Origin of the sequence: Massilia yuzhufengensis (assembly GCF_900112225.1) — a bacterium.
GTDB lineage: Bacteria > Pseudomonadota > Gammaproteobacteria > Burkholderiales > Burkholderiaceae_D > Telluria > Telluria yuzhufengensis.
This window is the reverse complement of record NZ_FOLD01000031.1, coordinates 15,148-39,635: the sequence shown is the minus strand read 5'-3', so window position 1 is coordinate 39,635 and position 24,488 is coordinate 15,148. Positions and strand designations below refer to the sequence as shown.

General features: G+C 65.6%; 24 protein-coding genes. 10 read left to right on the top strand and 14 right to left on the bottom strand.

Going from position 1 to position 24,488, the window contains the following annotated elements; translation table 11 throughout:
• Nucleotides 1-68 precede the first annotated feature (68 nt).
• Nucleotides 69-1,931, top strand: coding sequence for a dihydroxy-acid dehydratase (ilvD, locus tag BM031_RS20570; protein ID WP_091876429.1), 1,863 nt, complete (start codon nt 69-71; stop codon nt 1,929-1,931).
• Nucleotides 1,932-1,975: 44 nt separating this feature from the next.
• Here the strand turns inward: ilvD and BM031_RS20565 are convergent, their stop codons facing one another.
• Nucleotides 1,976-2,833 (bottom strand): symmetrical bis(5'-nucleosyl)-tetraphosphatase, encoded by an 858-nt coding sequence (locus tag BM031_RS20565; protein ID WP_091876428.1) that lies wholly within the window; start codon nt 2,831-2,833, stop codon nt 1,976-1,978.
• Between the two features lie 313 nt (nt 2,834-3,146).
• Between BM031_RS20565 and BM031_RS20560 the strand changes: the two genes are divergently transcribed.
• From BM031_RS20560 to BM031_RS20535, 6 genes are all read left to right on the top strand, one after another.
• Nucleotides 3,147-4,247 carry a glycosyltransferase family 4 protein gene (locus BM031_RS20560; protein WP_091876427.1) on the top strand — a complete coding sequence of 367 codons (1,101 nt, stop codon included), beginning with the start codon at nt 3,147-3,149 and terminating at the stop codon, nt 4,245-4,247.
• Between the two features lie 80 nt (nt 4,248-4,327).
• Nucleotides 4,328-4,645, top strand: a complete 318-nt coding sequence (locus BM031_RS20555) for an H-NS histone family protein (RefSeq protein WP_091876426.1) — start codon at nt 4,328-4,330, stop codon at nt 4,643-4,645.
• A gap of 208 nt (nt 4,646-4,853) precedes the next feature.
• Nucleotides 4,854-6,236, top strand: coding sequence for a phosphomannomutase/phosphoglucomutase (locus tag BM031_RS20550; RefSeq protein WP_091876425.1), 1,383 nt, complete (start codon nt 4,854-4,856; stop codon nt 6,234-6,236).
• A gap of 10 nt (nt 6,237-6,246) precedes the next feature.
• Nucleotides 6,247-7,227, top strand: coding sequence for a lipopolysaccharide heptosyltransferase I (gene waaC / locus BM031_RS20545; protein WP_091876424.1), 981 nt, complete (start codon nt 6,247-6,249; stop codon nt 7,225-7,227).
• The gene (waaA, locus tag BM031_RS20540; protein ID WP_091876448.1) at nt 7,227-8,492 is read left to right on the top strand and encodes a lipid IV(A) 3-deoxy-D-manno-octulosonic acid transferase; all 1,266 of its coding nucleotides are present in this window, start codon (nt 7,227-7,229) and stop codon (nt 8,490-8,492) included. Before waaC ends, waaA begins: the two co-directional genes overlap by 1 nt.
• A 102-nt stretch (nt 8,493-8,594) precedes the next feature.
• A complete protein-coding gene (locus BM031_RS20535) occupies nt 8,595-9,098 on the top strand; it encodes a YcxB family protein (RefSeq protein ID WP_229409078.1) in 504 nt (167 codons plus the stop codon).
• A 147-nt stretch (nt 9,099-9,245) separates the two neighbouring features.
• On the opposite strand, the gene BM031_RS20530 is transcribed toward BM031_RS20535, so the two are convergent.
• From BM031_RS20530 to miaB, 10 genes are all read right to left on the bottom strand, one after another.
• Complete coding sequence (locus BM031_RS20530) at nt 9,246-10,145, bottom strand: M48 family metallopeptidase (protein WP_091876422.1); 900 nt, start codon at nt 10,143-10,145, stop codon at nt 9,246-9,248.
• 44 nt (nt 10,146-10,189) lie between these two features.
• On the bottom strand, nt 10,190-10,930 hold the full coding sequence (locus BM031_RS20525) for a lysophospholipid acyltransferase family protein (RefSeq protein WP_091876421.1): 741 nt from the start codon (nt 10,928-10,930) through the stop codon (nt 10,190-10,192).
• Between the two features lie 35 nt (nt 10,931-10,965).
• Complete coding sequence (gmhB, locus tag BM031_RS20520; RefSeq protein WP_091876420.1) at nt 10,966-11,520, bottom strand: D-glycero-beta-D-manno-heptose 1,7-bisphosphate 7-phosphatase; 555 nt, start codon at nt 11,518-11,520, stop codon at nt 10,966-10,968.
• Between the two features lie 18 nt (nt 11,521-11,538).
• Nucleotides 11,539-13,638, bottom strand: a complete 2,100-nt coding sequence (gene glyS / locus BM031_RS20515; protein WP_091876419.1) for a glycine--tRNA ligase subunit beta — start codon at nt 13,636-13,638, stop codon at nt 11,539-11,541.
• A 17-nt stretch (nt 13,639-13,655) separates the two neighbouring features.
• Complete coding sequence (gene glyQ, locus BM031_RS20510) at nt 13,656-14,570, bottom strand: glycine--tRNA ligase subunit alpha (protein WP_091876418.1); 915 nt, start codon at nt 14,568-14,570, stop codon at nt 13,656-13,658.
• 219 nt (nt 14,571-14,789) lie between these two features.
• Complete coding sequence (gene lnt, locus BM031_RS20505; protein WP_091876417.1) at nt 14,790-16,370, bottom strand: apolipoprotein N-acyltransferase; 1,581 nt, start codon at nt 16,368-16,370, stop codon at nt 14,790-14,792.
• Nucleotides 16,370-17,248, bottom strand: a complete 879-nt coding sequence (locus tag BM031_RS20500; RefSeq protein ID WP_091876416.1) for a CorC family transporter — start codon at nt 17,246-17,248, stop codon at nt 16,370-16,372. The genes lnt and BM031_RS20500 overlap by 1 nt, the downstream gene beginning before the upstream one ends.
• A gap of 126 nt (nt 17,249-17,374) precedes the next feature.
• Nucleotides 17,375-17,842: an rRNA maturation RNase YbeY gene (ybeY, locus tag BM031_RS20495; protein WP_091876415.1), complete on the bottom strand. Its 468-nt coding sequence runs from the start codon at nt 17,840-17,842 to the stop codon at nt 17,375-17,377.
• Nucleotides 17,823-18,920, bottom strand: a complete 1,098-nt coding sequence (locus BM031_RS20490) for a PhoH family protein (protein WP_091876414.1) — start codon at nt 18,918-18,920, stop codon at nt 17,823-17,825. The genes ybeY and BM031_RS20490 overlap by 20 nt, the downstream gene beginning before the upstream one ends.
• A complete protein-coding gene (miaB, locus tag BM031_RS20485; RefSeq protein ID WP_091876413.1) occupies nt 18,917-20,278 on the bottom strand; it encodes a tRNA (N6-isopentenyl adenosine(37)-C2)-methylthiotransferase MiaB in 1,362 nt (453 codons plus the stop codon). The genes BM031_RS20490 and miaB overlap by 4 nt, the downstream gene beginning before the upstream one ends.
• Nucleotides 20,279-20,902: 624 nt before the next feature.
• Between miaB and BM031_RS20480 the strand changes: the two genes are divergently transcribed.
• Nucleotides 20,903-21,301 carry a hypothetical protein gene (locus BM031_RS20480; RefSeq protein WP_091876412.1) on the top strand — a complete coding sequence of 133 codons (399 nt, stop codon included), beginning with the start codon at nt 20,903-20,905 and terminating at the stop codon, nt 21,299-21,301.
• A 148-nt stretch (nt 21,302-21,449) separates the two neighbouring features.
• Here the strand turns inward: BM031_RS20480 and BM031_RS20475 are convergent, their stop codons facing one another.
• Complete coding sequence (locus BM031_RS20475; protein ID WP_091876411.1) at nt 21,450-22,292, bottom strand: HDOD domain-containing protein; 843 nt, start codon at nt 22,290-22,292, stop codon at nt 21,450-21,452.
• Nucleotides 22,289-22,630 (bottom strand): hypothetical protein, encoded by a 342-nt coding sequence (locus tag BM031_RS20470; protein ID WP_177207841.1) that lies wholly within the window; start codon nt 22,628-22,630, stop codon nt 22,289-22,291. The genes BM031_RS20475 and BM031_RS20470 overlap by 4 nt, the downstream gene beginning before the upstream one ends.
• Before the next feature lie 154 nt (nt 22,631-22,784).
• On the opposite strand from BM031_RS20470, the gene gstA reads away from it, so the two are divergent.
• Entirely contained in the window at nt 22,785-23,390 is a 606-nt protein-coding gene (gstA, locus tag BM031_RS20465) for a glutathione transferase GstA (RefSeq protein WP_091876410.1), read from the top strand.
• Between the two features lie 46 nt (nt 23,391-23,436).
• Nucleotides 23,437-23,982, top strand: coding sequence for a DUF1697 domain-containing protein (locus tag BM031_RS20460; RefSeq protein ID WP_091876409.1), 546 nt, complete (start codon nt 23,437-23,439; stop codon nt 23,980-23,982).
• Nucleotides 23,983-24,004: 22 nt separating this feature from the next.
• Here the strand turns inward: BM031_RS20460 and BM031_RS20455 are convergent, their stop codons facing one another.
• Nucleotides 24,005-24,280, bottom strand: a complete 276-nt coding sequence (locus BM031_RS20455) for a hypothetical protein (RefSeq protein WP_091876408.1) — start codon at nt 24,278-24,280, stop codon at nt 24,005-24,007.
• Between the last annotated feature and the right edge of the window lie 208 nt (nt 24,281-24,488).

Here is a 24,488-nt window from a genome sequence, read left to right as displayed (position 1 = left end):
ATTGGACAACTCACAGGCGAGAGGGCACGCTGGTGCCCTTGCATATTCGCCAGCTTGAGGAGACCGCCATGCCAGTTTATCGTTCCCACACCACCACCCAGGGCCGCAACATGGCCGGCGCCCGGGCGCTGTGGCGCGCCACCGGCATGAAGGACGGCGACTTCGACAAGCCGATCATCGCCGTGGTCAATTCCTTCACCCAGTTCGTGCCGGGCCACGTGCACCTGAAGGACCTGGGCCAGCTGGTTGCGCGCGAAATCGAGGCGGCCGGCGGCGTGGCCAAGGAATTCAACACCATCGCGGTCGACGACGGCATCGCCATGGGCCACGGCGGCATGCTGTACTCGCTGCCCTCGCGTGACCTGATCGCCGACTCGGTCGAGTACATGGTCAACGCCCACTGCGCCGACGCCATGGTGTGCATCTCGAACTGCGACAAGATCACCCCCGGCATGCTGATGGCCGCGATGCGCCTGAACATCCCGGTGGTGTTCGTCTCGGGCGGCCCGATGGAAGCCGGCAAGGTCATCAAGACCGTCGGCACCGGCCAGAAAATCATCAAGCTGGACCTGGTCGACGCCATGATCAAGGCCGGCGACAGCAGCGTGTCGGACGCCGACGTGGCCGAAATCGAGCGCTCCGCCTGCCCGACCTGCGGTTCGTGCTCGGGCATGTTCACCGCCAATTCGATGAACTGCCTGACCGAGGCGCTCGGCCTGGCGCTGCCGGGCAACGGCACCGTGCTGGCCACCCATTCCGATCGCAAGGAGCTGTTCCTGCGCGCCGGCCGCCTGATCGTGGACGTGGCCAAGCGCCACTACGAGCAGGACGATTACTCGGTGCTGCCGCGCTCCATCGCGTCCAAGGCCGCGTTCGAGAACGCGATGGCGCTGGACGTCTCGATGGGCGGCTCCACCAACACCGTGCTGCACCTGCTGGCGGCCGCGCACGAGGCGCAGGTGGACTTCACCATGGCCGACATCGACCGCATCTCGCGCAAGGTGCCCTGCCTGTGCAAGGTGGCGCCGATGACCGACAAGTACCACATCGAGGACGTGCACCGCGCCGGCGGCATCTTCTCGATCCTGGGCGAGCTGGCGCGCGGCGGCCTGCTCGACACCTCGCTGCCGACCGTGCACAGCCCCACCATGGGCGAGGCGATCGAGAAGTACGACATCAAGCGCAGCGACGACCCGGCCGTGCACCAGCTGTTCCGCGCCGCGCCCGGCGGCGTGCCGACCCAGGTCGCGTTCTCGCAGTCCGAGCGCTTCGCCGCCAATGACCTCGACCGCAGCCTGGGCTGCATCCGCGACCGCGCGCACGCCTATTCGCAGGATGGCGGCCTGGCGGTCCTGTACGGGAACATCGCCGAGAAGGGCTGCATCGTCAAGACCGCCGGGGTGGACGAGAGCATCCTGAAGTTCTCCGGCAAGGCGCGCGTGTTCGAGAGCCAGGACGCGGCGGTCGACGCGATCCTGGGCGACCTGGTCGCTGCCGGCGACGTCGTCATCATCCGCTACGAAGGGCCGAAAGGCGGCCCCGGCATGCAGGAGATGCTGTACCCGACCTCGTACATCAAATCCAAGGGCCTGGGCAAGGCCTGCGCGCTGTTCACGGACGGGCGCTTCTCGGGCGGCTCCTCGGGCCTGGTGATCGGCCACGCCTCGCCGGAAGCGGCCGAAGGCGGCGCGATCGGCCTGGTGGAAGAGGGCGACTTCATCGACATCGACATTCCGGAGCGCACCATCAACCTGCGCGCGACTTTCGAAGAGCTGGCGCACCGCCGCGGCAAGATGGAAGACCGCGGGCTCGATGCATGGAAGCCGGTGGGACGCGAGCGCTATGTGTCTCAGGCGCTGCAGGCGTATGCGGCGCTGACCACGTCGGCCGATCGCGGCGCGGTGCGCGACCTCAGTCAGCTCAAACGGTGACCCGCCGGGTGGCCGGCAAGCCGCCTCTCGTGGCCCGGGCCACCCTACTTTTTGCCGGAGTGCTCGCGGTACTCCGGACAATCCACCTGCAACAGCGAGCGGTCGTCCAGGCACACTGCCGTCAGCTTGCCGCCCCACACGCAGCCGCTGTCCAGCCCCACCAGGTTGGGCCGCAGCACCAGTCCCAGCGCCGACCAGTGCCCGAACACTACCGTCACGTCGCGCGTGGCGCGCTGCGGCAAGTCGAACCACGGCACCAGCCCCGATCCTTCCGGCCCGGCCTCGCTTTCCTTGTGCGCGAAATCCATGCTGCCGTCCGGCGCGCACAGGCGCATGCGGGTGAGGGCGTTGACGATGCAGCGCAGCCGCGCGATGCCGGTAAGGCTGTCGTCCCACGCGTTCGGCTCGTTGCCGTACATGTCGCGCAAGAAGCCGATCCAGCCATCGCCGCGCAGCACCGCTTCGACTTCGTGCGCCAGCGCCATCGCCTGCGCCGCAGTCCACGCGGGCGCGACGCCGGCGTGCACCAGCAGGTGCGCATCGACGAACATCGCCAGCGGCCGCTGGCGCAGCCACGCGACCAGTTCGTCGCGGTCGGGCGCGGCGAGGATTTCGTCGAGCGTGTCGGAGCGGCTGGCGCGCTGCGCGCCGACGGCCACCGCGATCAGGTGCAGGTCGTGGTTGCCCAGCAGCGCCTCGACGTGATCGGGGTGCGCGTCGGACAAGGCCTTCATGCGGCGCAGCGCGGTGAGCGAATCGGGACCGCGGTTGATCAGGTCGCCCACGAACAGGATGCGCGGCTGCGCGCTGCCGTGGCTGCGCGCATCGTCGACGATGCGTTCGATCAGGAGTTCGGCTTCGTGGGCACAGCCCTGCAGGTCGCCGATGGCGTAGGTTCTCATGTTGTTCTTATCGTGGTGGATGGTGCAAGGTGGGCGTAGTGCCGCGCATGCATTGGCCGATACTAAATGATTTCGCGGCGCGGCGCAGGCGAGCGCCGGATATAAGCGGCGCGTGATCGGCGGTGCCGCCGGCGCACTCGAAAGCGCGCCGATTTGATCCAGTCGAAACGCGCGGCACACAATCGCATTTGCATCCGGATGGCCTCGTCTATTCCGGTACAATGCAGCACCAATCCATCGATAAGAGTGCCGTGGTTTTTTCCGCGGAGTCGACTGCGGAAACGACTCACATAATTGCACCGAAAGAATAACAATGTTCTCCTTTTTCGTCAGTTTCGTATGCTGTGCGCTGCTGACCCTGTTCGTGATTAAGTATGCCAAGCGCAATGGTACGGCACTCGACGCGAATTACGGCAACGTGCAGAAGTTCCACTCGCATTCGGTGGCGCGTATCGGCGGCGTGCCGATCTTTCTCTCGGTGCTTATTACCAGCGTCATATCGTCTATCCGTGAACCGGCACTCGGTGCGTGGATCACGCCTTTGCTTGCATGCGCCTGCATTGCCATGGCCGGCGGTATCGTCGAAGACTATACCGGCCGCGTTTCACCGGCGCGCCGCCTGCTGCTCACGATGCTCGCGGCGCTGTTCGCGTATTACCTGCTCGGTGCAAAGCTGGTGCGCCTCGATTTACCCTGGGGCGTGCTGCCGCTGAAGCTCGACCTGGTGGTATTGCCGCTCACCGTGCTCGCCGTCGCGGGCATCGCCAACGCAGTCAATATCATCGATGGATTCAATGGCCTGGCCAGCATGGTCAGCATTTGCATGCTGATGTCGCTGGCCTATGTGGCGCTGCAGGTGGGCGACATGTTCGTGCTGGTGACCGCGCTGGTGGTGGCCGGCGCCACCGCCGGTTTCCTGATCTGGAATTATCCGGTCGGCCTGATTTTCCTTGGCGACGGCGGCGCTTACTTCATCGGCTTCATGCTCGGCGAACTGGCGCTGCTGCTGGTGATGCGCAATCCCGGCGTGTCCACCTGGTATGCGATGCTGCTGCTGATTTATCCCGCATTCGAAACGATATTCTCCGCTTACCGCCGCATGTTCGTGCGCGGTAAATCACCGGCCCTGCCCGATGGCATTCACCTGCATAGCCTGATATTCCGCCGCATCGTGCAATGGACCGTGGGCCCGCGCGAAGCGCGCTCCCTGATGAAACGGAACGCACGCACCTCGCCTTACTTATGGCTGTTTTCCCTGATGGCCGTGATTCCCGCAACGGTGTTCTGGAAAAACACCGCAGTGCTCATCTTCTTCAGTTTGTTGTTTATAATCAGTTACCTGTGGTTATATGCGCGTATTGTTCGATTTAAGTCGCCACGCTGGCTTTTCGTACACAAGAAAAACCGGAAATAAGATATTAATGTTAGTATGCTGCGACATTTGGTGAGTATCTCGCCTTGGCTGTTTCAACCTTAACTAACGAGGGAACGAAGATGGATCTGTCTAATATGTCGGTAGGCGATTTGCGCAACCTGCAAGAACAAATCAAGCAGGAGATGAAAAAGCGCGAAGTCCAGGAAGTGCAAAAGGCGCGCGAGCAAATCCTGGCGATCGCACAGAGCGTTGGCGTGCCCCTCAAAGACCTGATGGCCGCCACTGGCCGTAGCAGCTCGACCAAAGGCAATTCGGTCGCGGTGCGTTATCGTCACCCAGACAATGCCCAGCAACAGTGGACTGGCCGTGGACGCCAGCCGAAATGGGTCAAGGAATGGGTCGAAGGCGGCAAGTCGCTCGACAAGCTGCGCGTCTAAGCCTCGTTTCCGTATTACCTGCCAGCCGGTTCCGCCGGCCGTGGCACAAGGCGCAAGCGGGCCGTCCGATTCCCCAAGGACGCCGCTTGCCGCTACAATAGCGCTCATTTGTCATTCCCCCAAGTTGCATTCCCGATAATCCGGCGTCGACGCTTTTCCGTCCGGCTGCTATTGCCTGCCCACGCCCCCCAGCTATTCCAAGGACATCATGGTTGCTCTCTCCAAAACGATCTTCAAGGCCTATGACATTCGCGGCGTCATCGACAAGACGCTCGACGAAGGCATCGCGCGCCACATCGGCCGCGCATTCGGCGCCGCCGCACTGGCCAAGGGAGAGCGCAAGGTCGTGATCGGCCGCGACGGCCGCCTGTCGGGCCCTGGCCTCACCGCGGCGCTGGGCGAAGGCCTGCGCGACGCCGGCGTGGACGTGATCGACCTGGGCATGGTCGCCACCCCGATGGTCTACTACGCCACCAACCTGCTCGACACCCGCTCGGGCATCATGGTCACCGGCAGCCACAATCCGCCGGACTACAACGGCTTCAAGATGGTGCTGGCGGGCGAGGCGATCCATGGCGAATCGATCACCGCGCTGCACGACAGCATCGCGGCCTACGACGGCGCCATCGGCCCGCAGCGCGGCAGCTACGCCACTCACGACATCCGCGCCGCCTACCTCGAGCGCATCGTTCAGGACGTGAAGATCGCGCGCCCCATCAAGATCGCGGTCGACTGCGGCAACGGCGTGGCCGGCGCCTTCGCGGGCGACCTGTACCGCGGCATGGGCTGCGAGGTGGTCGAGCTGTTCTGCGACGTCGACGGCACCTTCCCGAACCACCATCCCGACCCGGCGCACCCGGAAAACCTGCAGGACCTGGTCAAGGCCCTGCAGGACACCGACGCCGAGATCGGCCTTGCCTTCGATGGCGACGGCGACCGCCTCGGCATCGTCACCAAGGACGGCCAGATCATCTTCCCGGACCGCCAGATGATGCTGTTCGCCAGCGACGTCCTGTCGCGCAATCCCGGCGCCGAGATCCTCTACGACGTCAAGTGCACGCGCCACCTCGCTCCCTGGATCGAGCAGGCGGGCGGGCGTCCCCTGATGTGGAAGACCGGCCACTCGCTGGTGAAAGCCAAGCTGAAGGAAACCGGTTCGCCGCTGGGCGGCGAGATGAGCGGCCACATCTTCTTCAAGGACCGCTGGTATGGCTTCGACGACGGCCTGTACGCCGGCGCCCGCATGCTCGAGATCCTGACCAAGGAGGCCGACCCGTCGGCCCTGCTCAACAGCCTGCCGATCGCCAGCAGCACTCCGGAGCTGCACCTGCACCTGAAAGAAGGCGAGAACTTCACCCTGATCGACAGCCTGCGCGCCAACGCGCGCTTCCCGACGTCCACCAGCATCAACGGCATCGACGGGCTGCGCGTGGAATACCCGGACGGCTTCGGCCTGGCGCGTTCCTCGAACACGACCCCGGTCGTGGTGCTGCGCTTCGAAGGCGAGAACCCGGAAGCCCTGGCGCGCATCCAGGCCGAATTCAAGACGGTGATCCTGGCGGCCAAGCCGGACGCCGAGCTGCCTTTCTGAGCACGCGCCCGTGAAGATCCTGCTGGTGCGCGTCTCGTCGCTGGGCGACGTGCTGCACAACCTGCCGATGGTGGCCGACCTGCTGCGCCAGTATCCCGGCGCGACCATCGACTGGGTGGTGGAAGAGGGCTACACCAGCCTGGTGCGCCTGAACCCGCAGGTACGGAAAATCATCCCGTGGGCGCTGCGGCGCTGGCGCAAGAGCCTCGGCAAGGCGCAGACGCGGGCCGAGATCAAGGGCTTCTTCCGCGCCTTGCGCGAGGAAGAATACGACTATGTGTTCGACACCCAGGGCCTGCTCAAGACCGGCATCATCATGGGCGCCGCCCGCGTGCGCCGGGGCGGCAAGAAGGTCGGCCTGGCCAACGGCAGCGAAGGCTCGGGCTACGAGGGCGTCTCGCGCGTGTTCCACACCGACAGCATCCCCTTGAACCCGCGCACCCATGCGGTGGCGCGCGGACGCCTGGTGGCCGCTGCGGCGCTGGGCTATGCGGTCACGACGCCGCCCGACTTCGGCCTGCCGGCGCCGAGCGCATCCACGCGCCCGGCCTTCCTGCCGCCGGATGATTACGCGGTGTTCTTCCACGGTACGGCGCGCGACGCCAAGAAGTGGTCGCGCGAGAACTGGATCGCCCTCGGCAACGCGCTGGCGCCGATGCCGGTGCTGCTGCCCTGGGGCTCCCCGTCGGAATTGGCGGAAGCGCAAGCGCTGGCCGCCGGCCTGCCGCACGCACGCGTGCTACCCAAGCTGTCGATGATGGACGCCGTCTCGGTGGCCCAGCATGCGCGCATCGCGGTCGGTGTCGACACCGGCCTGACCCACATCGCCGCCGCCTTCGTGCGCCCGACGGTGGAGATCTACTGCGATTCGCCGAAGTGGAAGACCGAGGGCAACTGGTCCGATCGCATCGTCAACCTGGGCGACCTGGGCGCGCCGCCATCGGCGCCGGACGTCATCGCCGCCGCGCGCCGGCTGCTGGGGCCGGTGTGATCCGTGCGCTGTACTCGCTCGCGTGGTGGCTGGCGCTGCCGCTCGTGCTGGCGCGCCTGTGGTGGCGCGGGCGCAAGGAGCCCGGCTACCGCGCGCATTGGGCCGAGCGCCTCGGTTTCCCCGACGCCGCCCCCTCCACGCGGCTGACGCTGTGGGTGCACGCCGTGTCGGTGGGCGAGACCCGCGCCGCCGAGCCGCTGGTCGAGGCGCTGTTGCTGGCCTATCCCGATTCGCGCATCCTGCTCACCCACATGACGCCGACCGGGCGCGCCACCGGGGCCGCGCTGTTCGGCCACCATGGCGAGCGCGTGCTGCAGTCCTACCTGCCCTACGACACCGGCTTCATGGTGGCGCGCTTCCTGCGCCGGTTCACGCCGCGGGTGTGCATCCTGATGGAGACCGAGGTGTGGCCGAACCTGATTGCCGGCTGCGCCCGCGCCGGCGTGCCGGTCGCGCTGGTGAACGCCCGCCTGTCGGAACGCTCGCTGCGGCGCGGCCGCAAGATGGGCGCGCTGATGACGGACGCCGCGCGCGCCATCACGCTGGTGGCGGCGCAGACGGAAGGCGACGCCGAGCGCGTGCGCTCGCTCGGCGCGCCCACGGTCGCCGTCACCGGCAGCATCAAGTTCGACGTCGTGCCGCCGGCCAGCGCGCTCGAGAAGGGCGCCTGGCTGCGTGAACGCGTCAAGCGCCGCCCGGTGTTCCTGTGCGCCAGCACGCGCGAAGGCGAGGAAGCCCTGGTGCTGGACGCCTGGCAGCGCGCGCCGGACAAGCCGCAGGACGCATTGCTCGCGATCGTGCCGCGCCATCCGCAGCGCTTCGACGAGGTCGAGAAGATGATCGCGGCGCGCGGCCTGTCCGTCACCCGGCGCTCGACCCTCGACGGGGGCGCGCTGCAGGCCGACGTCCTGCTGGGCGACTCGATGGGCGAGATGTTCGCCTATTTCGCCGCCTGCGACTGTACGTTCATCGGCGGCAGCCTGATGCCGCTGGGCGGCCAGAACCTGATCGAGGCCTGCGCGCTCGGCAAGCCGGTGCTGGTGGGCGAGCACACCTTCAATTTCGCGCAAGCCACCGATGAAGCGGTGCAGGACGGCGCGGCGCTGCGCGTGGCGGACGCCGACGCGCTCATCGCCGCCGCCCTGCGCCTGCTGGAAGACGATGCGGCGCGCGCCGCCATGGGCGCGCACGCGCTGGCCTTCGCCGGCCGCCACCGCGGCGCCACCCTGCGCACTGTTGAACTCTTGCGACAACTAATTGGATAGCTTTTGCTACCATGCCGGATCGAGCTCGGAATAATAACCAGGGGATGCGCAATGTTGTCGTTTAATCACCCGAGGCCGGTCAAGGACGGGAGACCCGTCGCCATGCTGGTCCAGCAACAGGCAGATGACAAGCTGCTGCACCTGCACCTCGATGCCGGCGCGGCCGACGTCTCGGCGCCGCCGCCTGCCGCCGCGTCGCCCGTCCCTTTATCCGAACTGCATTTCTTCGTGCGCTACACGCTCGGCGAATACCTCAGCTTCATGTGGGAGCACGGCGGCTTCCTGATCCGCCGCCGCCGCATCCGCTGGCCGGCCAGCCTCTACCTGCGCCTGAAAAGCACGCTGAGCGCGGCGCTGCATTTCATCCTGCTCGGCCGCGGCCGCCGCACCTACGAATTCACCATCGACCAGCACGGCATCGTGCGCACCAGCGGGGGCGTCACGCTCATCGGGTGGGAAGACGTGGTGGGTGTGCGCACTTACTCGCGCGGCTTCATGATGGTGCTCAAGCGCGGGACGCTGCCGATTCCGTTCCGGAGCTTGTCGGATGCCCAGCTGGCGGCGATGAAGGAACTGGCCACCGCCAGGAGAGACGCGCTGTTGTAACGTACGGTGACCATCACCCCTGGCGTGTGCACGTCGTCCCGGCGCAGGCCGGGACCCAAGTTCTCTTGCAGACCCGCCGGCCCCGGCGACTCCGGACCAGAAATGGGATTCCGGCCTGCGCCGGAATGACGGCTCAAAGCCAGCGGATCAATCCGCGAACAACACCGGCATCTCGTGCGAGCGCTTCTTGAGCGCCAGCCGCGCCCCGTCATAATCCGGGAACGCCTGCGCCACCGTGGCCCAGAACGCCGGGCTGTGGTTCATCTCGCGCAGGTGGGCCAGTTCGTGCACCACGACGTAGTCGACCAGCGCCGGCGCGTAGTGCACCAGGCGCCAGTTCAGCCGGATATTCCCCTCCACCGTGCACGAGCCCCAACGGGTGCCGGCCGACGACAGCGCAAAGGCCTGGTAGGACACCCCCAGCTGCGGCGCGAAGTGGTCCAGCCTGGCCTTGAACAGCGTGCTGGCCTCGGCCTGGAACCACAGCTTGATGCGTTCCTTGAGCTGCCACTCCGACAGCCCCGGCACCACGCCGATCCACAGTTCGCCAGTGGCCGCATCGAACCGGCAGTGGCTGCGCGCCGCCTCTTCGAGGCGCAGGGTGATCTCGCCGCCCAGGTAGGGCAGGCGCGCGCCGTCCTTCCATTCGATGGGGGCTGCTTCCAGTCGCTGGGCGCGGCGCTCGCCGCGTTCGAGCAGCTTGGTGAGGATCCAGCGCTGCTTGGCGCGGATGGCGTTGTCGACATCGAGCTGGGAGCAGCGGCGCGGCGCGGTCACGCGCAGGCCGTCGTCGTCGATCATGAAGCCGATCGAGCGGCGCGCCGAGCGGCGCAGGGCGTAGTCGATGGTGTGGGCGCCCAGCACGATGCGCTTGAGCGGCGGCTCGCCCGCGGCCACCGGCGGGGCCGGGATGAGCCTGCGCGGCGCCGGGGGCGGCGTCTTGAAAAGGGGCTGCGAAGGCGGCGCCGCCTTATCGGAAGGCTTGAGCGCCGCGAAGAATTCCTGGGCAAAGAGTTCGAGCTGGTTGGCGTCGATCCTGGAGGTCATAAGTTGCTGCGGCCTTGAATTCCTGATCTGGGTGCTGACGTCGCTCAGCCACCTCTGTAGGCGTGGGGCGAAATAACGCGCATTTCCGATTCTATCCAATTTTCGACCTCTTGCATCATGCTGTCGGGGGTGTGGTTGTCTGGCGAAATCGGTTTGCCGATCGAGACGGTGATCAGTCCCGGGCGCTTGATGAACGAATTTTTCGGCCAGCACTCACCTGAATTATGCGCGATCGGGACCACGACTGTTTGGGTTTCGACAGCAAGCCGCGTACCGCCGCTTTTGTACTTGCCTTTCTGGCCCACCGGGATGCGCGTCCCCTCCGGGAACATGATGATCCACTGGCCGTCGGCCAGGCGCCGCTTGCCGTGGCGGACCACGTGGGCGAAGGCGTTCTTGCCCTGCTTGCGGTCGATCGGGATCATGCGCAGCAGCGCCATCGCCCAGCCGAAGAAGGGAATGTAGAGGATCTCTTTCTTGAACACGAACACCAGCGGGCGCGTGAGGTTCGGCAGAAGGAAGATGGTCTCCCATGCCGACTGGTGCTTGGACAGCACCACCGCCGGCGCGTCCGGCAGGTTCTCGTAGCCCTTGAACTGGTAGCGGATCCCGCAGATCGTCTTTGCGCACCAGATCATGAAGACGTTCCAGCGCGAGGTGACCCAGAAGCGCTTGTTGTAGGGCAGCGGCGCGGCCAGGAAGCAGACGCAGGCCCAGACGACGGTGGCCACGATCATCACGATTGTAAACAGCAGGGAACGCAGGAACAGGCTGAAGGTATGCAAAGGGGCTCCGGACGGATTTCTTGGGGGTGTTGTGGTTATTCTGGCCGCTGTGCCGCGGTCTTGAGGAAGGCGCTGACCATGCTGGCCAGGTCGGGGAAGACCTGGGTGCCGGGCGGCAGACCGCCGGTCTCGTGGGTCTTCTCGCCCTTGCCGGTCAGGACCAGGTAGGGCGCGCAGCCCATCTTGAAACCGGCCTGCAGGTCGCGCAGCGAGTCGCCCACCGTCGGCACGCCTTTCAGGCTCACCTTGAAGCGCTTGCTGATTTCCTCGAACATGCCGGCCTTGGGCTTGCGGCAGTCGCAGTTGTCGATCGCCGCGTGCGGGCAGAAGAAGATGGCGTCGATATCGGCGCCGGCCTGCTGGGCGCTGGCGTGCAGTTTCTGGTGGATCGCGTTGAGGGTCGTGATGTCGAACAGTTCGCGCGCGATGCCCGACTGGTTCGAGGCGATCACGACCCGGTAGCCCGCCTGGTTCAGGCGGGCGATCGCTTCCAGCGAGCCGGGAATCGGGATCCACTCCGCCGGCGACTTGATGAAGTCCGGCGAATCATGGTTGATGACCCCATCCCGGTCGAGGATGATGAGTTTCATAAGACTACCTTACAGGGATCAGGCCGCCAGCTTCGAAATATCGGCGACGCCGTTCATCATGCCGTGCAGCTGCGACAGCAGCGCCAGGCGGTTGTTGCGCAGGGCCAGGTCGTCGGCCATCACCATCACGTCGTTGAAGAAGGCGTCGACGTCGTCGCGCAGCTGGGCCAGGGTCTTGAGCGTGCCGGTGAAGTCGCCGCGCGCAAAGGCCGCGTCCACGTCCGGGCGCACGCGCGCGATCGCGGCGGCCAGGTTCTTTTCGGCCTGTTCCTGCAGCAGCTCCGGCTTGACCTCGCCAATGGCGGCCTCGGTCTTCTTCAGGATGTTGGTGATGCGCTTGTTGGCGGCGGCCAGCGATGCGGACTCCGGCAGGGCGGCGAAGGCCTGCACGGCTTCCAGGCGCTGCACCACGTCGTCGACGCGGTCCGGGTTCTGGGCCAGCACGGCTTCGACTTCGTTCGGCGAGAAGCCGCGCTCGCGCAGCATGCCGCGCAGGCGGTCCAGCATGAAGACTGTCACGTCCGCGCGCGGATCCCGCAGTTCCTTTACCTTGGCTGCCTGGCCTTCGAACACCGAGGCCGCTTCGGCCAGCAGGTCGGAAATCGCCAGCGGCAGGCGCTTCTCCACCAGCATGCGCATCACGCCCAGGGCGTGGCGGCGCAGCGCGAACGGGTCTTTCTCGCCGGTCGGCTGCAGGCCGATGGCCCAGATGCCGACCAGGGTTTCCAGCTTGTCGGCCAGGGCTGCGGCCAGGCCGGTATTGGTGGTGGGCAGCAGGTCACCGGCGAAGCGCGGCTGGTAGTGCTCGGAGGCGGCCAGCGCGACTTCCTCGTGCTCGCCGTCGTGGCGCGCGTAATAGGTGCCCATGATGCCCTGCAGCTCGGGGAACTCGCCCACCATGTCGGTCAGCAGGTCGGCCTTGGCCAGGCGCGCACCGCGTTCGGCCAGCGGTACGTCGTAGCCCAGGCGGCGCGCGATGCTGCTGGCCAGGGTGGTGACGCGCTCGGTGCGGTCCAGCTGGGTACCCAGCTTGTTGTGGTAGACCACGCTCGCCAGCAGCGGCAGGCGCGATTCCAGCGTCTTCTTCTTGTCCTGCTCGAAGAAGAACTTGGCGTCCGACAGGCGCGGGCGCACCACGCGCTCGTTGCCGCCGACGATCGCCGTCGGGTCGTCGGTTGCGATGTTCGACACGATCAGGAAGCGCGAGCGCAGCTTGCCGGCGCTGTCGGTCAGCGCGAAGTATTTCTGGTTGGTCTGCATGGTGAGGATCAGGCATTCCTGCGGCACGGCCAGGAACTCTTCCTCGAAGCGGCATTCATAGACCACCGGCCATTCGACCAGCGCCGCCACTTCATCGAGCAGCGACTCCGGCATCAGCACCTGGTCAGCGCCGGCCTTGGCCAGCAGCTGGCTGCGGATGCTTTCCTTGCGCGCTTCGGCACTGGAAATCACCTTGCCTTCGTTTTCCAGCACCGACGCATACTGGTCGGCGTGCGGGATGGCGATGCTGCCGCCGTGTGACAGGAAGCGGTGGCCCATGGTCTGGCGGCCGGCGTCCAGGCCCAGCAGCGTGAGCGGCAGCACCTGTTCGCCGTACAGCGCGAGCAACAGGTGCACCGGGCGCACGAACTGCACGGTGGCGCCGTCGGGGCGCTGGTAGCTCATGAGCTTCGGGATCGGCAGCTTGGCCACCGCGTCAAGCAGCACCTCCTGCAGGCCGCCGGCCAGCGCGCTGCCGGCCGCGGTGTAGGTGTAGAAGAAGGATTCGGCCTTGCCGTCCTGGGCCCGTTCGAGGGCGCTCACATCCAGGCCGGCGAAGCCGAGGGCCGCCAGCTTCTTGGCCAGCGGTGCGGACGGGTTGCCGTCCTTGTCCAGCGCGACCGACACCGGCAGCACCTTCTCGCGGATGGTTTTATCGGGCGAGGTGGCGCGGACATTGGTGATGGTGACGGCGAGGCGGCGCGGCGTGGCGTGCGGCGTGACGACGCTGTCGGCGTCCAAAAAGTCGCGCGCTTTCAGGCCATTGGCGATGCCGCTGGCGAACGCGGCGCCGAGCTTGACGAGCGCCTTCGGCGGCAGTTCTTCGGTCTGGATTTCGACGAGGAGAGTCTGGTTCATGGTCTGTTCTGTTCTGGTCAGGCTGCGGCCTTGGCGGCGCCGGGGAGCATCGGGAAGCCGAGCTTCTCGCGCGAGTCGTAATAGGCCTGGGCCACGAGGCGCGACAGCGTGCGCACCCGGCCGATGTAGGCGGCGCGCTCGGTCACGGAAATGGCGCCGCGCGCGTCGAGCATGTTGAAGCTGTGCGAAGCCTTCATGATCTGCTCGTAGGCCGGCAGGGTGAGCGCCAGCTCGACCAGGCGCTTGGCCTCGGCTTCGTGGTTGCCGAAGGCCTGGAACAGCAGCTCGGTGTTGGCGTGTTCGAAATTGTAGGTCGACTGCTCGACTTCGTTCTGGTGGAACACGTCGCCGTACTTCAGCGTTTTCGTCTCGCCGTTCTCCTGCCACGTGGTCCAGACCAGGTCGTACACGTTCTCGACGCCCTGCAGGTACATCGCCAGGCGCTCGACGCCATAGGTGATCTCGCCCAGCACCGGCTTGCAATCGAGGCCGCCGACCTGCTGGAAGTAGGTGAACTGGGTCACTTCCATGCCATTGAGCCAGACTTCCCAGCCCAGGCCCCAGGCGCCCAGGGTCGGGCTTTCCCAGTCGTCTTCCACGAAACGCACGTCGTTCTTCTTCAGGTCCAGGCCCAGCGCCTCGAGCGAGCCGAGGTAGAGGTCGAGGATGTTTTCCGGCGCGGGTTTGAGCACCACCTGGTACTGGTAGTAGTGCTGCAGGCGGTTCGGGTTCTCGCCATAGCGGCCGTCCTTCGGGCGGCGCGACGGCTGCACATAGGCGGCGCGCCAGGGTTCAGGACCGATCGCGCGCAGGAAGGTACCGGTGTGGAAGGTGCCCGCGCCGACTTCCATGTCGTAGGGCTGCAGCAGTGCGCAACCCTGCTTGTCCCAGTAGGTCTGCAGGGTGAGGATGATTTGTTGGAATGTGAGCATCTTGTAGGGGCGGCGCGGAGTTGAGGCCGCAGACACGGTAAGTTTGCCAAATGACCAATTCTACTGAATTTTCACGGCCCTCTGGGGCCGGATTCAACTCAGCCATTGGAATAAGTGGGTTTGTAGGGTGGTCGGCTACGCCGACCGCGCGTTCAGCCAGGGCATGCACTGCCTGAACGCATCCGTCAGCTGGACGCGCGGTCGGCAGAGCCGACCACCCTACGCGTTGGATTTCCGGTTCCGCAAACGGCGGCCGGCGAACCAGGCGCCCAGCAGCATGAAAGCCCCCAGCAGCAGGAAGCCCCCGTTGCCGAAGCGGATATACGGCGTGAACCCGGCCATGCCGCGCACGCTGGCCGCCAGCACGCCGCGCTCGTAAAAGGGCAGCTGCTGCACGATCCTGCCGCGGCCGTCGATGATGGCGGTGGCGCCGTTGTTGGTCGAGCGCAGCATCGGGCGGCCGGTCTCGATCGAGCGCATCTGCGAGATCTGCAGGTGCTGCGGGATCGCCACCGATTCGCCATACCAGGCCAGGTTCGACACGTTCAGCAGCAGCGTCGCCGGCTTCGGTGCGTTGCGCAGCTGGGCCGCGATCTCTTCGCCGAACGCGTCTTCGTAGCAGATATTCGGCAGCACCAGCTGGTCCTTGACCGGGAACGGCGCCTGCAGCGCCTTGCCGCGGGTCTGGTCGCCCAGCGGAATGTGCATCAGGTCGGTGAACCAGCGGAAGCCCGGCGGGATGAATTCGCCGAAGGGCACCAGGTGGTGCTTGTCGTAGCGGTAGGCCGGCGCGCCGGGCGCCGATGCCGGGCCGGTGGCGATGACGCTGTTCGAATACTGGGTCGGGCTGTCGGCGGTCGGGATGCCGATCATCAGGTGGCTGCCGGTCCGCCTGGCGAAGTCATTCAACTCGGCGAGGTAGCCGCCGGGGAGCTGCTGCGGCGTGACGGGAATCGCGGTTTCCGGCGTGGCGATCAGGTCGCTTGGTGCGGCCGTGATCATGGCCTGGTAGCGATTGAGGATGTCGAGCAGGTAGGCGGTGTCGAATTTCTGGTCCTGCTTCACGTCGCCCTGCAGCAGGCGCACCGTCAAGGGCTGGCCCACTTCGTGGGTCCACGCAATTTGCTTGAGGCCGAAGCCGGCGGCCAGTACGGCGACCAGGATAGCGATGTGGCGCCAGCGCCTTTTCGGCTGGGTCAGCATGGCCAGGCAGCCCGCGCACACGGCGGCCAGCATGCCGACGCCGTACACGCCGACCAGCGGCGCGTAGCCGCCCAGCGGCGAGACGTTATGGGCGTAGCCGGCCGAGGCCCACGGGAAGCCCGTGAAGACCCAGCCGCGCAGCCATTCCGACAGGCCCCAGGCGACCGGCAGCACCAGCAGCACGAAGGCGGGCACCGGCAAGGACCACTTGCGGCGCACCCAGCTCGCCGCGCCGCCGGCAAAGGCCCCGAACAGGCCCATGTACACGCCCAGCAGGGCGATCGCGATCGCGCCCAGGATCGCGGGCAGGCCGCCGAAGCGGGTAATGGCGATGTACAGCCAGTGCATGCCGGCCACCGACCAGCCGAAGCCGAAGGCCCAGCCCAGCAGCAGGCCATAGCGCGGCGAGTTCTTCACGCCGACCTGGTAGAAGAAGTAGGCCAGCGAGAGGAACTGCAGCGGCCACCAGCCGAAGGGCTCGAACGAGAACAGGGACAGGGCGCCGGCCAGCGCCGCCAGCACCAGGGCGAGCGGCGACGGGCGGGTGACGGCGGCCGCCGGCTTGGCGGCGGCGGCAGGGGTACGGCGGCGCAGCATCAGTCGTGGTCGTCTTCAGCCAGGGGCAGCTTTTCGACCAGCAGCACGTGGATCTGGCGCGCATCGGCGCGCAGCACTTCGAAGCGCAGGTTTTCCAGGTCGAAGACCTCGCCCTTGTGCGGCATGCGCCCCAGGTGGCTGGCCACCAGGCCGCCGATGGTGTCGGCGTCGATCTCGGGCAGGTCGGCCCCGACTTCTTCGTTGAACTGCTCGATCTCGGTGAGCGCCTTGACGCGCCAGCGCGGGCCCAGTTGCCCTTCCTTGATCGACAGGACGTTGTCTTCTTCTTCGTCGAAGTCGTATTCGTCCTCGATGTCGCCGACGATCTGCTCGAGCACGTCCTCGATGGTGATCAGGCCGGCCACGCCGCTGTACTCGTCAACCACGATCGCCATGTGGTTGTGGTTGGCGCGGAAGTCGCGCAGCAGCACGTTCAGGCGCTTCGATTCGGGGATGAAGATCGGCGGGCGCAGCATGGCGCGCACGTCGAAGGATTCTTCGGCGTAGTAGCGCAGCAGGTCCTTGGCCAGCAGGATGCCGACCACCTTGTCGCGCTCGCCCTCGATGGCGGGGAAGCGCGAGTGCTGGGTCTCCAGGACGATCGGCAGCCATTCCTCGATGGGTTTGGAAATGTCGACCACGTCCATTTGCGAGCGCGGCACCATGATGTCGCGCACCGACAGGTCGGAAACCTGGAACACACCTTCGATCATCGACAGCGCGTCGGCGTCGATCAGCTTGCGTTCGTGGGCTTCGTGCAGCACTTCGAGGAGTTCTGCGCGGTTTTCAGGCTCGGGGGAGATCAGTGCGGTCAGCCGTTCGAACAGCGACCGGTGGGGTTTGGCGTCCGATCGGACGTCAGTGGGATACTCGGGCATAGTTGGCGTGAAGCCGTTGTTGCGATGGGTATAGGATACACGAAAAGGGCAGTTAGCCCACAATGGACGGCGTTCGCAGCGTGGCTGGGATGCTTTCAGGCAATACCTCGGCACCCCGCCGCCGCATCAATCCTCGTACGGGTCCGGGTAGCCCAGCACTTCCATGATGTCGCGCTCGAACTGCTCCATCTCGTCGGCTTCCTCGTCGTGCTCGTGGTCGTAGCCCTGGGCATGCAGCACCCCGTGCACCACCAGGTGGGCCGCGTGTTCCTCGACCGTCTTGTTCTGCTCCTCGGCCTCGCGCTGCAGCACGTCGGTGCACAGGATGATGTCGGCCTGGGTCGGGTCGTCGGCGCCGAGTTCCTCGCCTTCGTTGTAGGCGAAGGTGAGCACGTTGGTGGCGTAGTCCTTGCCGCGGTAGGTGCGGTTCAGGGTCTGGCCTTCTTCGAGGTCGACGAAGCGGATCGAGAGCTCGGCCGGGCCGAGCAGGGCGGCCTGCACCCAGCGCTCCAGCATCGCTTCGGTGATGTCCTGTTCCAGCCGCGGGTCGGCGTACTGGACCTCGAGATCGAGGCTATGTTTTTTTTCTTGCATTTTTGGTGGGCAGCGGTTTGGGGAGGGCGGCCAGTTCCTCGATCGAGGAATTGGATTCGTAGGCGTCGATGATGCGTCCCACCAGCGGGTGGCGCACCACGTCGACGCTGGAAAACTGCGTGAACTTGATGCCGCGGACATTCCTGAGCACGTGGATCGCGTCCACCAGGCCGGAACGCTGGGCCTTGTGCAGGTCGACCTGGGTCACGTCGCCGGTGATCACGGCCTTGCTGCCGAAACCGATCCGGGTCAGGAACATCTTCATCTGTTCGACGGTCGTGTTCTGGGCTTCGTCCAGGATGACAAAGGCGTGGTTCAGGGTGCGGCCGCGCATATAGGCCAGCGGCGCGATCTCGATGACCTGCTTCTCGAACATCTTCTGGGTGCGGTCGAAGCCGAGCAGGTCGTACAGCGCGTCGTACAGCGGGCGCAGGTAGGGATCGACTTTCTGGCTCATGTCGCCGGGCAGGAAGCCGAGGCGCTCGCCCGCTTCCACCGCCGGGCGGGTCAGGATGATGCGCTTGACGGCGTCGCGCTCGAGCGCGTCCACCGCGCAGGCCACCGCCAGGTAGGTCTTGCCGGTGCCGGCCGGGCCGACGCCGAAGCTGATGTCGTGTTCCAGCACCGCGTTCAGGTATTCGATCTGGTGCGGCGTGCGGCCGCGCAGGTCGCTGCGGCGGGTCTTGAGCGTGGGGCTGACCAGGCTGGACTCGCTAGCCGGTTCCGGCGCGTCGCTGGCCCGCTCGAGGGCGCTGACGGTCTTGCCCGCGGGGGCGTCGGATGCCGCGCTACTGCGCGGCTGTTGCATGCCGACGCGCTGCTCCACCAGCGCCAGCTGCACTTCCTCGATCGGCACGATCTTGTTGGCCACCGCATAGAAGCGTTCCAGCAGTTCGACCGCGCGGTCGGCGTTGGCGCCGCTGACGATGAATTTCTCGCCGCGCCGGAATATGGTGACGTCCAGCGCGGCCGAGATCTGGCGCAGGTTCTCGTCCAGCGGGCCGCACAGGTGGGCAAGCCGCGTGTTGTCGAGCGGCTCGGGAATGAAGTAGGAAGGCTGGGTAGGTGTGTTTTTCAACTGGCTTTGGCTAGCGTATCGAGGTTGGCGACGAGTTCGCCGCGTAAATAGTAATCATGGCTGGCGGCGATCCGCACGTCGACCAGCTGGCCGACCAGGGAAGGCGCGCCGGCGTCGAACCCGAAGTGGACCACGCGGTTGTTCTCGCAGCGGCCCTGCAGCTGCGCGGGGTCTTTCCTGGACGGGCCTTCGACCAGCACGCGCTGGACGCTGCCGACCATGTCCGCGCTGTACTTGCGGTTATTGGCGTCGATCAGGGCCTGCAGGCGCTGCAGGCGGCCCAGCTTGACCTCGTGCGGGGTGTCGTCCTCGAGGTTGGCGGCCGGGGTGCCGGGGCGCTTGCTGAAGATGAAGCTGAAACTGTTGTCGAAGCCGACGTCCTCGACCAGTTTCATCATCGCCTCGAAATCGGCCTCGGTTTCGCCGGGAAAACCCACGATGAAGTCGGACGAGAAGGCCATGTTCGGGCGCACCGCGCGGATGCGGCGGATGATCGACTTGTACTCCAGCGCCGTGTAGCCGCGCTTCATCGCGCCCAGGATGCGGTCGGAACCGTGCTGGACCGGCAGGTAGATCTGGTTCACCAGCTGCGGGATGCGCGCATAGGCGTCGATCAGGCGCTGGTTGAATTCCTTCGGGTGGCTGGTCACGTAGCGCAGGCGCTCGATGCCGGGGATATCGGCGATGTATTCCAGCAGCAGGGCGAAGTCGGCCACCTCGTCGCCGGCCATGCCGCCGCGGTAGGCGTTCACGTTCTGGCCCAGCAGCATGATTTCCTTCACTCCCTGGGCGGCCAGGCCGGCGCATTCGACCAGCACGTCGTCGAAGGGGCGCGAGACTTCCTCGCCGCGGGTATACGGCACCACGCAGTAGCTGCAATATTTACTGCAGCCTTCCATGATCGACACATAGGCCACCACGCCGTCCACCTTGGCGGGCGGCAGGTGGTCGAATTTTTCGATTTCGGGAAAGCTGATGTCGACCTGGGCGTTGCCGCTGCTGCGCCGGTCGCGGATCAATTGCGGCAGGCGGTGCAGGGTCTGGGGGCCGAACACCACGTCCACGTGGGGGGCGCGCTTGACGATGGCTTGCCCTTCCTGCGAGGCGACGCAACCGCCCACGCCGATCACGAGCTCGGGCTTGTTGCGCTTGAGCGCCTTGAAACGGCCCAGGTCGGAAAACACTTTCTCTTGCGATTTCTCGCGGATGGAGCAGGTGTTGAGCAGGATGACGTCGGCGTCTTCGGGCGTGTCGGTACGGACCAGTCCATCGGACGCGCCGAGGACGTCCGCCATCTTGTCCGAATCATATTCGTTCATCTGGCAGCCGAAGGTCTTGATGAATACTTTTTTCTGCATGGGGTAATTCTGAAAAGGGGGAGCTGGGGCAATGGCCAACCAGGGCGTCAGTTTATCGTAAATCCCATTCCGGTCCCGAAACCGGCACGTGCGGGGCAGGCGCACGCACTATTTTGGTGCTGCATGGAACGAACAATTTCTTAACCTAAAGTAATTGCAAAGCTGCTCAGATTGTTAAATGTGCGCCGGCTAACTGTCCCGGCTTTATTCTTGTGAGAATCTCTCAGCATCAAACTATTTCTTCTTGTAAATCAACGGCTTCCCCCCAACTTTTGATTGGGAAAATTTATTAAGGAAATCTCTTGCGTGCGCCACAAATAATCCCCATGTGCTGAAATGACTATGTGACAAGCTTTCCGCACGATAGCTTGATTTCTAACAATGAGTCACATGCGCCGCTAGGATGTACTGACGACGTATAACCCTGATAATTTGTTTGAAAGACAAGTGCGCATGTGGGAAGAGCACGTGGGGGCATGCGGTCCGGTACGTTTCTTAAGGGGATCTTCAGGCGCGACCTGTTTAATTTCTCAAAGGTAGTCCGGGAACCTTTGTTAACGAGAAGTAGTCTTTAACAAAAGTTCGTAAGGGAACTATTTTAACCAAACCAAAGAGGTAATCATCATGGCACAACAGCATCATGCTCTGTCTTCGCAAGAAAGCTACAACCCCAACCATCTGCTCGACATCCTGCTTGGCAAGATGCAGCTGAAGAATGACGCAGCGCTGTCGCGTATGCTCGAAGTTGCGCCGCCCGTCATCAGCAAGATCCGCCACCACCGCCTGCCAGTCGGCGCTTCGCTGCTGATCCGCATGCATGAAGTGACGGGCATGAGCATCCGCGACCTGCGCGACCTGATGGGCGATCGCCGGACCAAATACCGCCTGTCGGACGCACAAGGCCGCCCGAAACCAGAAGAGAAGGCAGCCCAGGCAGCCGCCGCAGCGGCAGCACAGCAACAGCAGCAGCCGCAATCGCAGTCCAACGACACCAATCCGTCGACCGGCAATTATGCCCACTGACGCCGTGGGCATGACAGCCGCGACTGTCATGCCTTCGGTGGCAGCGGGTGGCGGCGCCGCGCCCCTGGCGCTGTGCCGCTCCGCTGGCCGGCCCGTCCCGGCGGCCTAGCGTTGGCGGCGTCCCCCGGGGCGTTCGCGTTGTTTTTCCTCAGGCCATCAGAATGGCCGTCATTTCCTCGTACTGCAGCTCCGTTTCATGGAACGCCTGCAGCCATGCTTGTTCCGTCATGCCCAGCGCCGTCCAGGCCACCGCGGACACGCGCGGCGCCAGGTCGTCCGGATTTCCCGCCAGGTCGAGCGCATGCACGACCGCGCTCGCGACGTGCACGATCGTCGCCAGGAAACCCGCACCCGCCGCTTCCGGCGTGTGGTGGAAGGCAATCGCCTGGCGCATGGTGTCCGAAAAATTCCAGTGCGCGGCCAGCGCCACGCCGGCATCCACGTGGTCCACGCCCAGCAGCTCGCGTTCAGCCTCGATCAGCTCGCAATCCTTCTTGTCGCGCAGCGACAGCACCGCCTGGTAGCGGTCGGGGAAGCGCGCTACCAGCACCAGGCGCCCGATGTCGTGCAGCAGGCCGGCCGTGAAGGCATAGTCTGGGTTGAAGCGCACGCGCCGCGCCAGCACCCGCGCGCAGGCCGCGGTGGCGATCGAGTGGCGCCAGAAGGCCTTGTCGTTGAAGCCGGGGCAGCGCCCGGCCGGGAAGCAGCCGGTCAGCGCCGCCGCCGTGATCAGGTTGCGCGTGGCCTGGAAGCCGAGGAAGGTCATGGCCTGCTGGATCGTGGTCGCCTTGACCTGCAGGCCGAAGGCCGAGGAATTGGCCAGGCGCAAGGTCTTGGCGGTCAGGGCCGGGTCGTTCGACACCTTTTTTGCCAGCACGCCGATGTCGATGTCTTCCTGGTCGATGCTGCCCAGCAGTTCCATCACGACGGCGGGGAGCGAGGGCAGGTCGTCGACGCCGCCGAGGATGTCGTCCACCGGTACGCCGTTCATGCCGCGTCTCCGGCCGCGACACCGCGCTTGAGGCGGTAATCCTCGACGTAGCGGCGCAGCAGGCCGGTAGCCCAGTCGCCATGGTCGTCACGGTCATTGTGGCGGAACAGGTGGTCGAGCCGGGCCTGGATCGTGGCCGGTTCCGGCGTGGCCAGGGGAACCGCGCGCGAGATCGGCGCCGCGCTGATGCCATGCCGGGCCAGCGACAGGATGGTTGCCTCGCTCAGCACCGCACCCTCGGCCAGCAGCACGTGCCCGTGCGCATCGAGCAGCGCATCGGCCAGCACCATGCCCGGGAACAGGTGCGCCAGGGGCAGCAGCTCGTAGGTATCGCTCATAGTTCCTCCAGTTAATTACCACGCGATCTTATCATCCGCCCCTTTGGCCCGGCCAAGCTGCGACAGGAACTGTGGCATTCCGGCAGCGGCCTCTCGAAATGTTGTACGCTTGCAATGCCGCGGTCCCGGCCGCACCATTTTTCAAAGGAACTCCATGAAACTGTATGTCAGCCCGGGCGCCTGTTCCCTGGCGCCGCACATTGCCCTGGCCGCCGCCGGCCTGCCATTCTCGGTCGAGCGCGTGAGCCTGAAGACCAAGGCCATCGCCAGCGGCGGCGATTTCCGCGACATCAACGACAAGGGCTCGGTCCCGGCGCTGCAGCTGGACGATGGCAAGGTCTTGACGGAAGCGGCCGTGATCCTGCAATACATCGCCGACCAGGCGCCGGCGGCGCAGCTGGCCCCCGCGGCCGGCACGTTCGAGCGCTACCAGCTCATGGAAAGCCTGAACTACATCGCCACCGAACTGCACAAGCGCTTCACCCCGATCTTCACGCCGGGCTGCAGCGAGGAAGGCCGCAACGCTGCCTGGGCCGCGCTGGCGCGCCCGCTGACTTATCTCGCCGGCAAGCTGGAAGGCGGTCGATTCCTGGGCGGCAGCGGGTTCAGCATCGCCGACGCCTACCTGTTTACGGTGCTGAACTGGGCCGGCTTCGCCAGGTTCAGCCTGGCCGACTGGCCGCAGCTGGTGGCCTACCAGGCGCGCGTGGCCGCCCTGCCGGCGGTGCAGGAAGCGATGCGCGCCGAAGGCCTGGCCTGATCCACGGCTGCGCCGCGCCCCACATGCCTGAGATAGGATCGCCGCCATGAACAAGCGGTGTTACGTCGCCCTGGTGCGAGGAATCAATGTTGGGCGTGCCAAGCGGATCGCCATGGCCGACCTGCGCGCGCTGGTCGAGAGCCTGGGCTACAGCGGGGTACGCAGCCTGCTCAACAGCGGCAACGTCGTGTTCCAGGCCGCCGGCACCACGGCGCCTGCGGCGGCCGCCGCGATCGAGGAGGCGCTCGTGCTCAAGCTGGGCGTGGCGGCGCGGGTGTTCGTGCTCGAGCATGGGGAGCTGGCGGCGGTCATCGCGGCCAACCCGCTGCTGGGCGTCGCGCTTGATCATTCGCGCCTGATCGTGTTTTTCCTAGGCGAGGCTGCCCAGCGCGCGCAGCTGGCGGCGCTCGACGGCCAGGACTGGGGCTGCGAGCGGCTGGCCTTGGGCGAGCGCGCGGCCTATGTCTGGTGTCCGGAAGGCATGCTCGACAGCGCGCCGGCCAAGGCGCTGGGGAAACTGCTCGGGGATGGGACGACGTCCAGGAACTGGAGTACGCTCATGAAGCTGCACGCCCTGTGCAGTGAAGGCTGACGCGGGCGCCAGCTCGCGGACCTTACCTGAACTTCTCGTTGCTGCTGCCGCCGCGTCCAGCCTTGTAGCCGATCAGCACCAGGCCGAGCAGCATCATCGCGAACACTTCCGGTTCGGGAAGTTCCGACATGTTTGCCGGCGGGGTCACGATGCCCTGGCGCTGGGTAACCGACAGGTTGCGCACCGGTTGCTGCACGCGGACCGCAGGGTGGTTGGTTGACGCGAGATCGATCAGGGCGGCTTGCGCGGGACCGCCGAGGCAGGCCGCCAATGCGGCTGCCATTGCGTATCTTTTCATGGCACTTACCTCATATTGTTGCGCTTGCGAATACCTGCCAGCCAGCTTGGAATCCGCCACGCCGACCTTATCTGTCATGCCGGATGCACCGGATTGCCTGAATCAGCATACCAAAAACGCGATAAGTGGCTGCGCGCAATTGAACAGATGAGTTGCTTAAAGAAGTCATCAGTTTGTTGACAGATCGATGCATGTTGCGATCAGTCAA

What these genes read in the sequence shown, in the direction of transcription:
- ilvD (WP_091876429.1), top strand. Translation starts at nt 69, where the DNA reads ATGCCAGTTTATCGTTCCCACACCACCACCCAGGGCCGCAACATGGCC.
- BM031_RS20565 (WP_091876428.1), bottom strand. Translation starts at nt 2,833, where the DNA reads ATGAGAACCTACGCCATCGGCGACCTGCAGGGCTGTGCCCACGAAGCC.
- BM031_RS20560 (WP_091876427.1), top strand. Translation starts at nt 3,147, where the DNA reads ATGTTCTCCTTTTTCGTCAGTTTCGTATGCTGTGCGCTGCTGACCCTG.
- BM031_RS20555 (WP_091876426.1), top strand. Translation starts at nt 4,328, where the DNA reads ATGGATCTGTCTAATATGTCGGTAGGCGATTTGCGCAACCTGCAAGAA.
- BM031_RS20550 (WP_091876425.1), top strand. Translation starts at nt 4,854, where the DNA reads ATGGTTGCTCTCTCCAAAACGATCTTCAAGGCCTATGACATTCGCGGC.
- BM031_RS20535 (WP_229409078.1), top strand. Translation starts at nt 8,595, where the DNA reads ATGCTGGTCCAGCAACAGGCAGATGACAAGCTGCTGCACCTGCACCTC.
- BM031_RS20530 (WP_091876422.1), bottom strand. Translation starts at nt 10,145, where the DNA reads ATGACCTCCAGGATCGACGCCAACCAGCTCGAACTCTTTGCCCAGGAA.
- gmhB (WP_091876420.1), bottom strand. Translation starts at nt 11,520, where the DNA reads ATGAAACTCATCATCCTCGACCGGGATGGGGTCATCAACCATGATTCG.
- glyS (WP_091876419.1), bottom strand. Translation starts at nt 13,638, where the DNA reads ATGAACCAGACTCTCCTCGTCGAAATCCAGACCGAAGAACTGCCGCCG.
- glyQ (WP_091876418.1), bottom strand. Translation starts at nt 14,570, where the DNA reads ATGCTCACATTCCAACAAATCATCCTCACCCTGCAGACCTACTGGGAC.
- lnt (WP_091876417.1), bottom strand. Translation starts at nt 16,370, where the DNA reads ATGCTGCGCCGCCGTACCCCTGCCGCCGCCGCCAAGCCGGCGGCCGCC.
- BM031_RS20500 (WP_091876416.1), bottom strand. Translation starts at nt 17,248, where the DNA reads ATGCCCGAGTATCCCACTGACGTCCGATCGGACGCCAAACCCCACCGG.
- ybeY (WP_091876415.1), bottom strand. Translation starts at nt 17,842, where the DNA reads ATGCAAGAAAAAAAACATAGCCTCGATCTCGAGGTCCAGTACGCCGAC.
- miaB (WP_091876413.1), bottom strand. Translation starts at nt 20,278, where the DNA reads ATGCAGAAAAAAGTATTCATCAAGACCTTCGGCTGCCAGATGAACGAA.
- BM031_RS20480 (WP_091876412.1), top strand. Translation starts at nt 20,903, where the DNA reads ATGGCACAACAGCATCATGCTCTGTCTTCGCAAGAAAGCTACAACCCC.
- BM031_RS20475 (WP_091876411.1), bottom strand. Translation starts at nt 22,292, where the DNA reads ATGAACGGCGTACCGGTGGACGACATCCTCGGCGGCGTCGACGACCTG.
- BM031_RS20470 (WP_177207841.1), bottom strand. Translation starts at nt 22,630, where the DNA reads ATGAGCGATACCTACGAGCTGCTGCCCCTGGCGCACCTGTTCCCGGGC.
- gstA (WP_091876410.1), top strand. Translation starts at nt 22,785, where the DNA reads ATGAAACTGTATGTCAGCCCGGGCGCCTGTTCCCTGGCGCCGCACATT.
- BM031_RS20460 (WP_091876409.1), top strand. Translation starts at nt 23,437, where the DNA reads ATGAACAAGCGGTGTTACGTCGCCCTGGTGCGAGGAATCAATGTTGGG.
- BM031_RS20455 (WP_091876408.1), bottom strand. Translation starts at nt 24,280, where the DNA reads ATGAAAAGATACGCAATGGCAGCCGCATTGGCGGCCTGCCTCGGCGGT.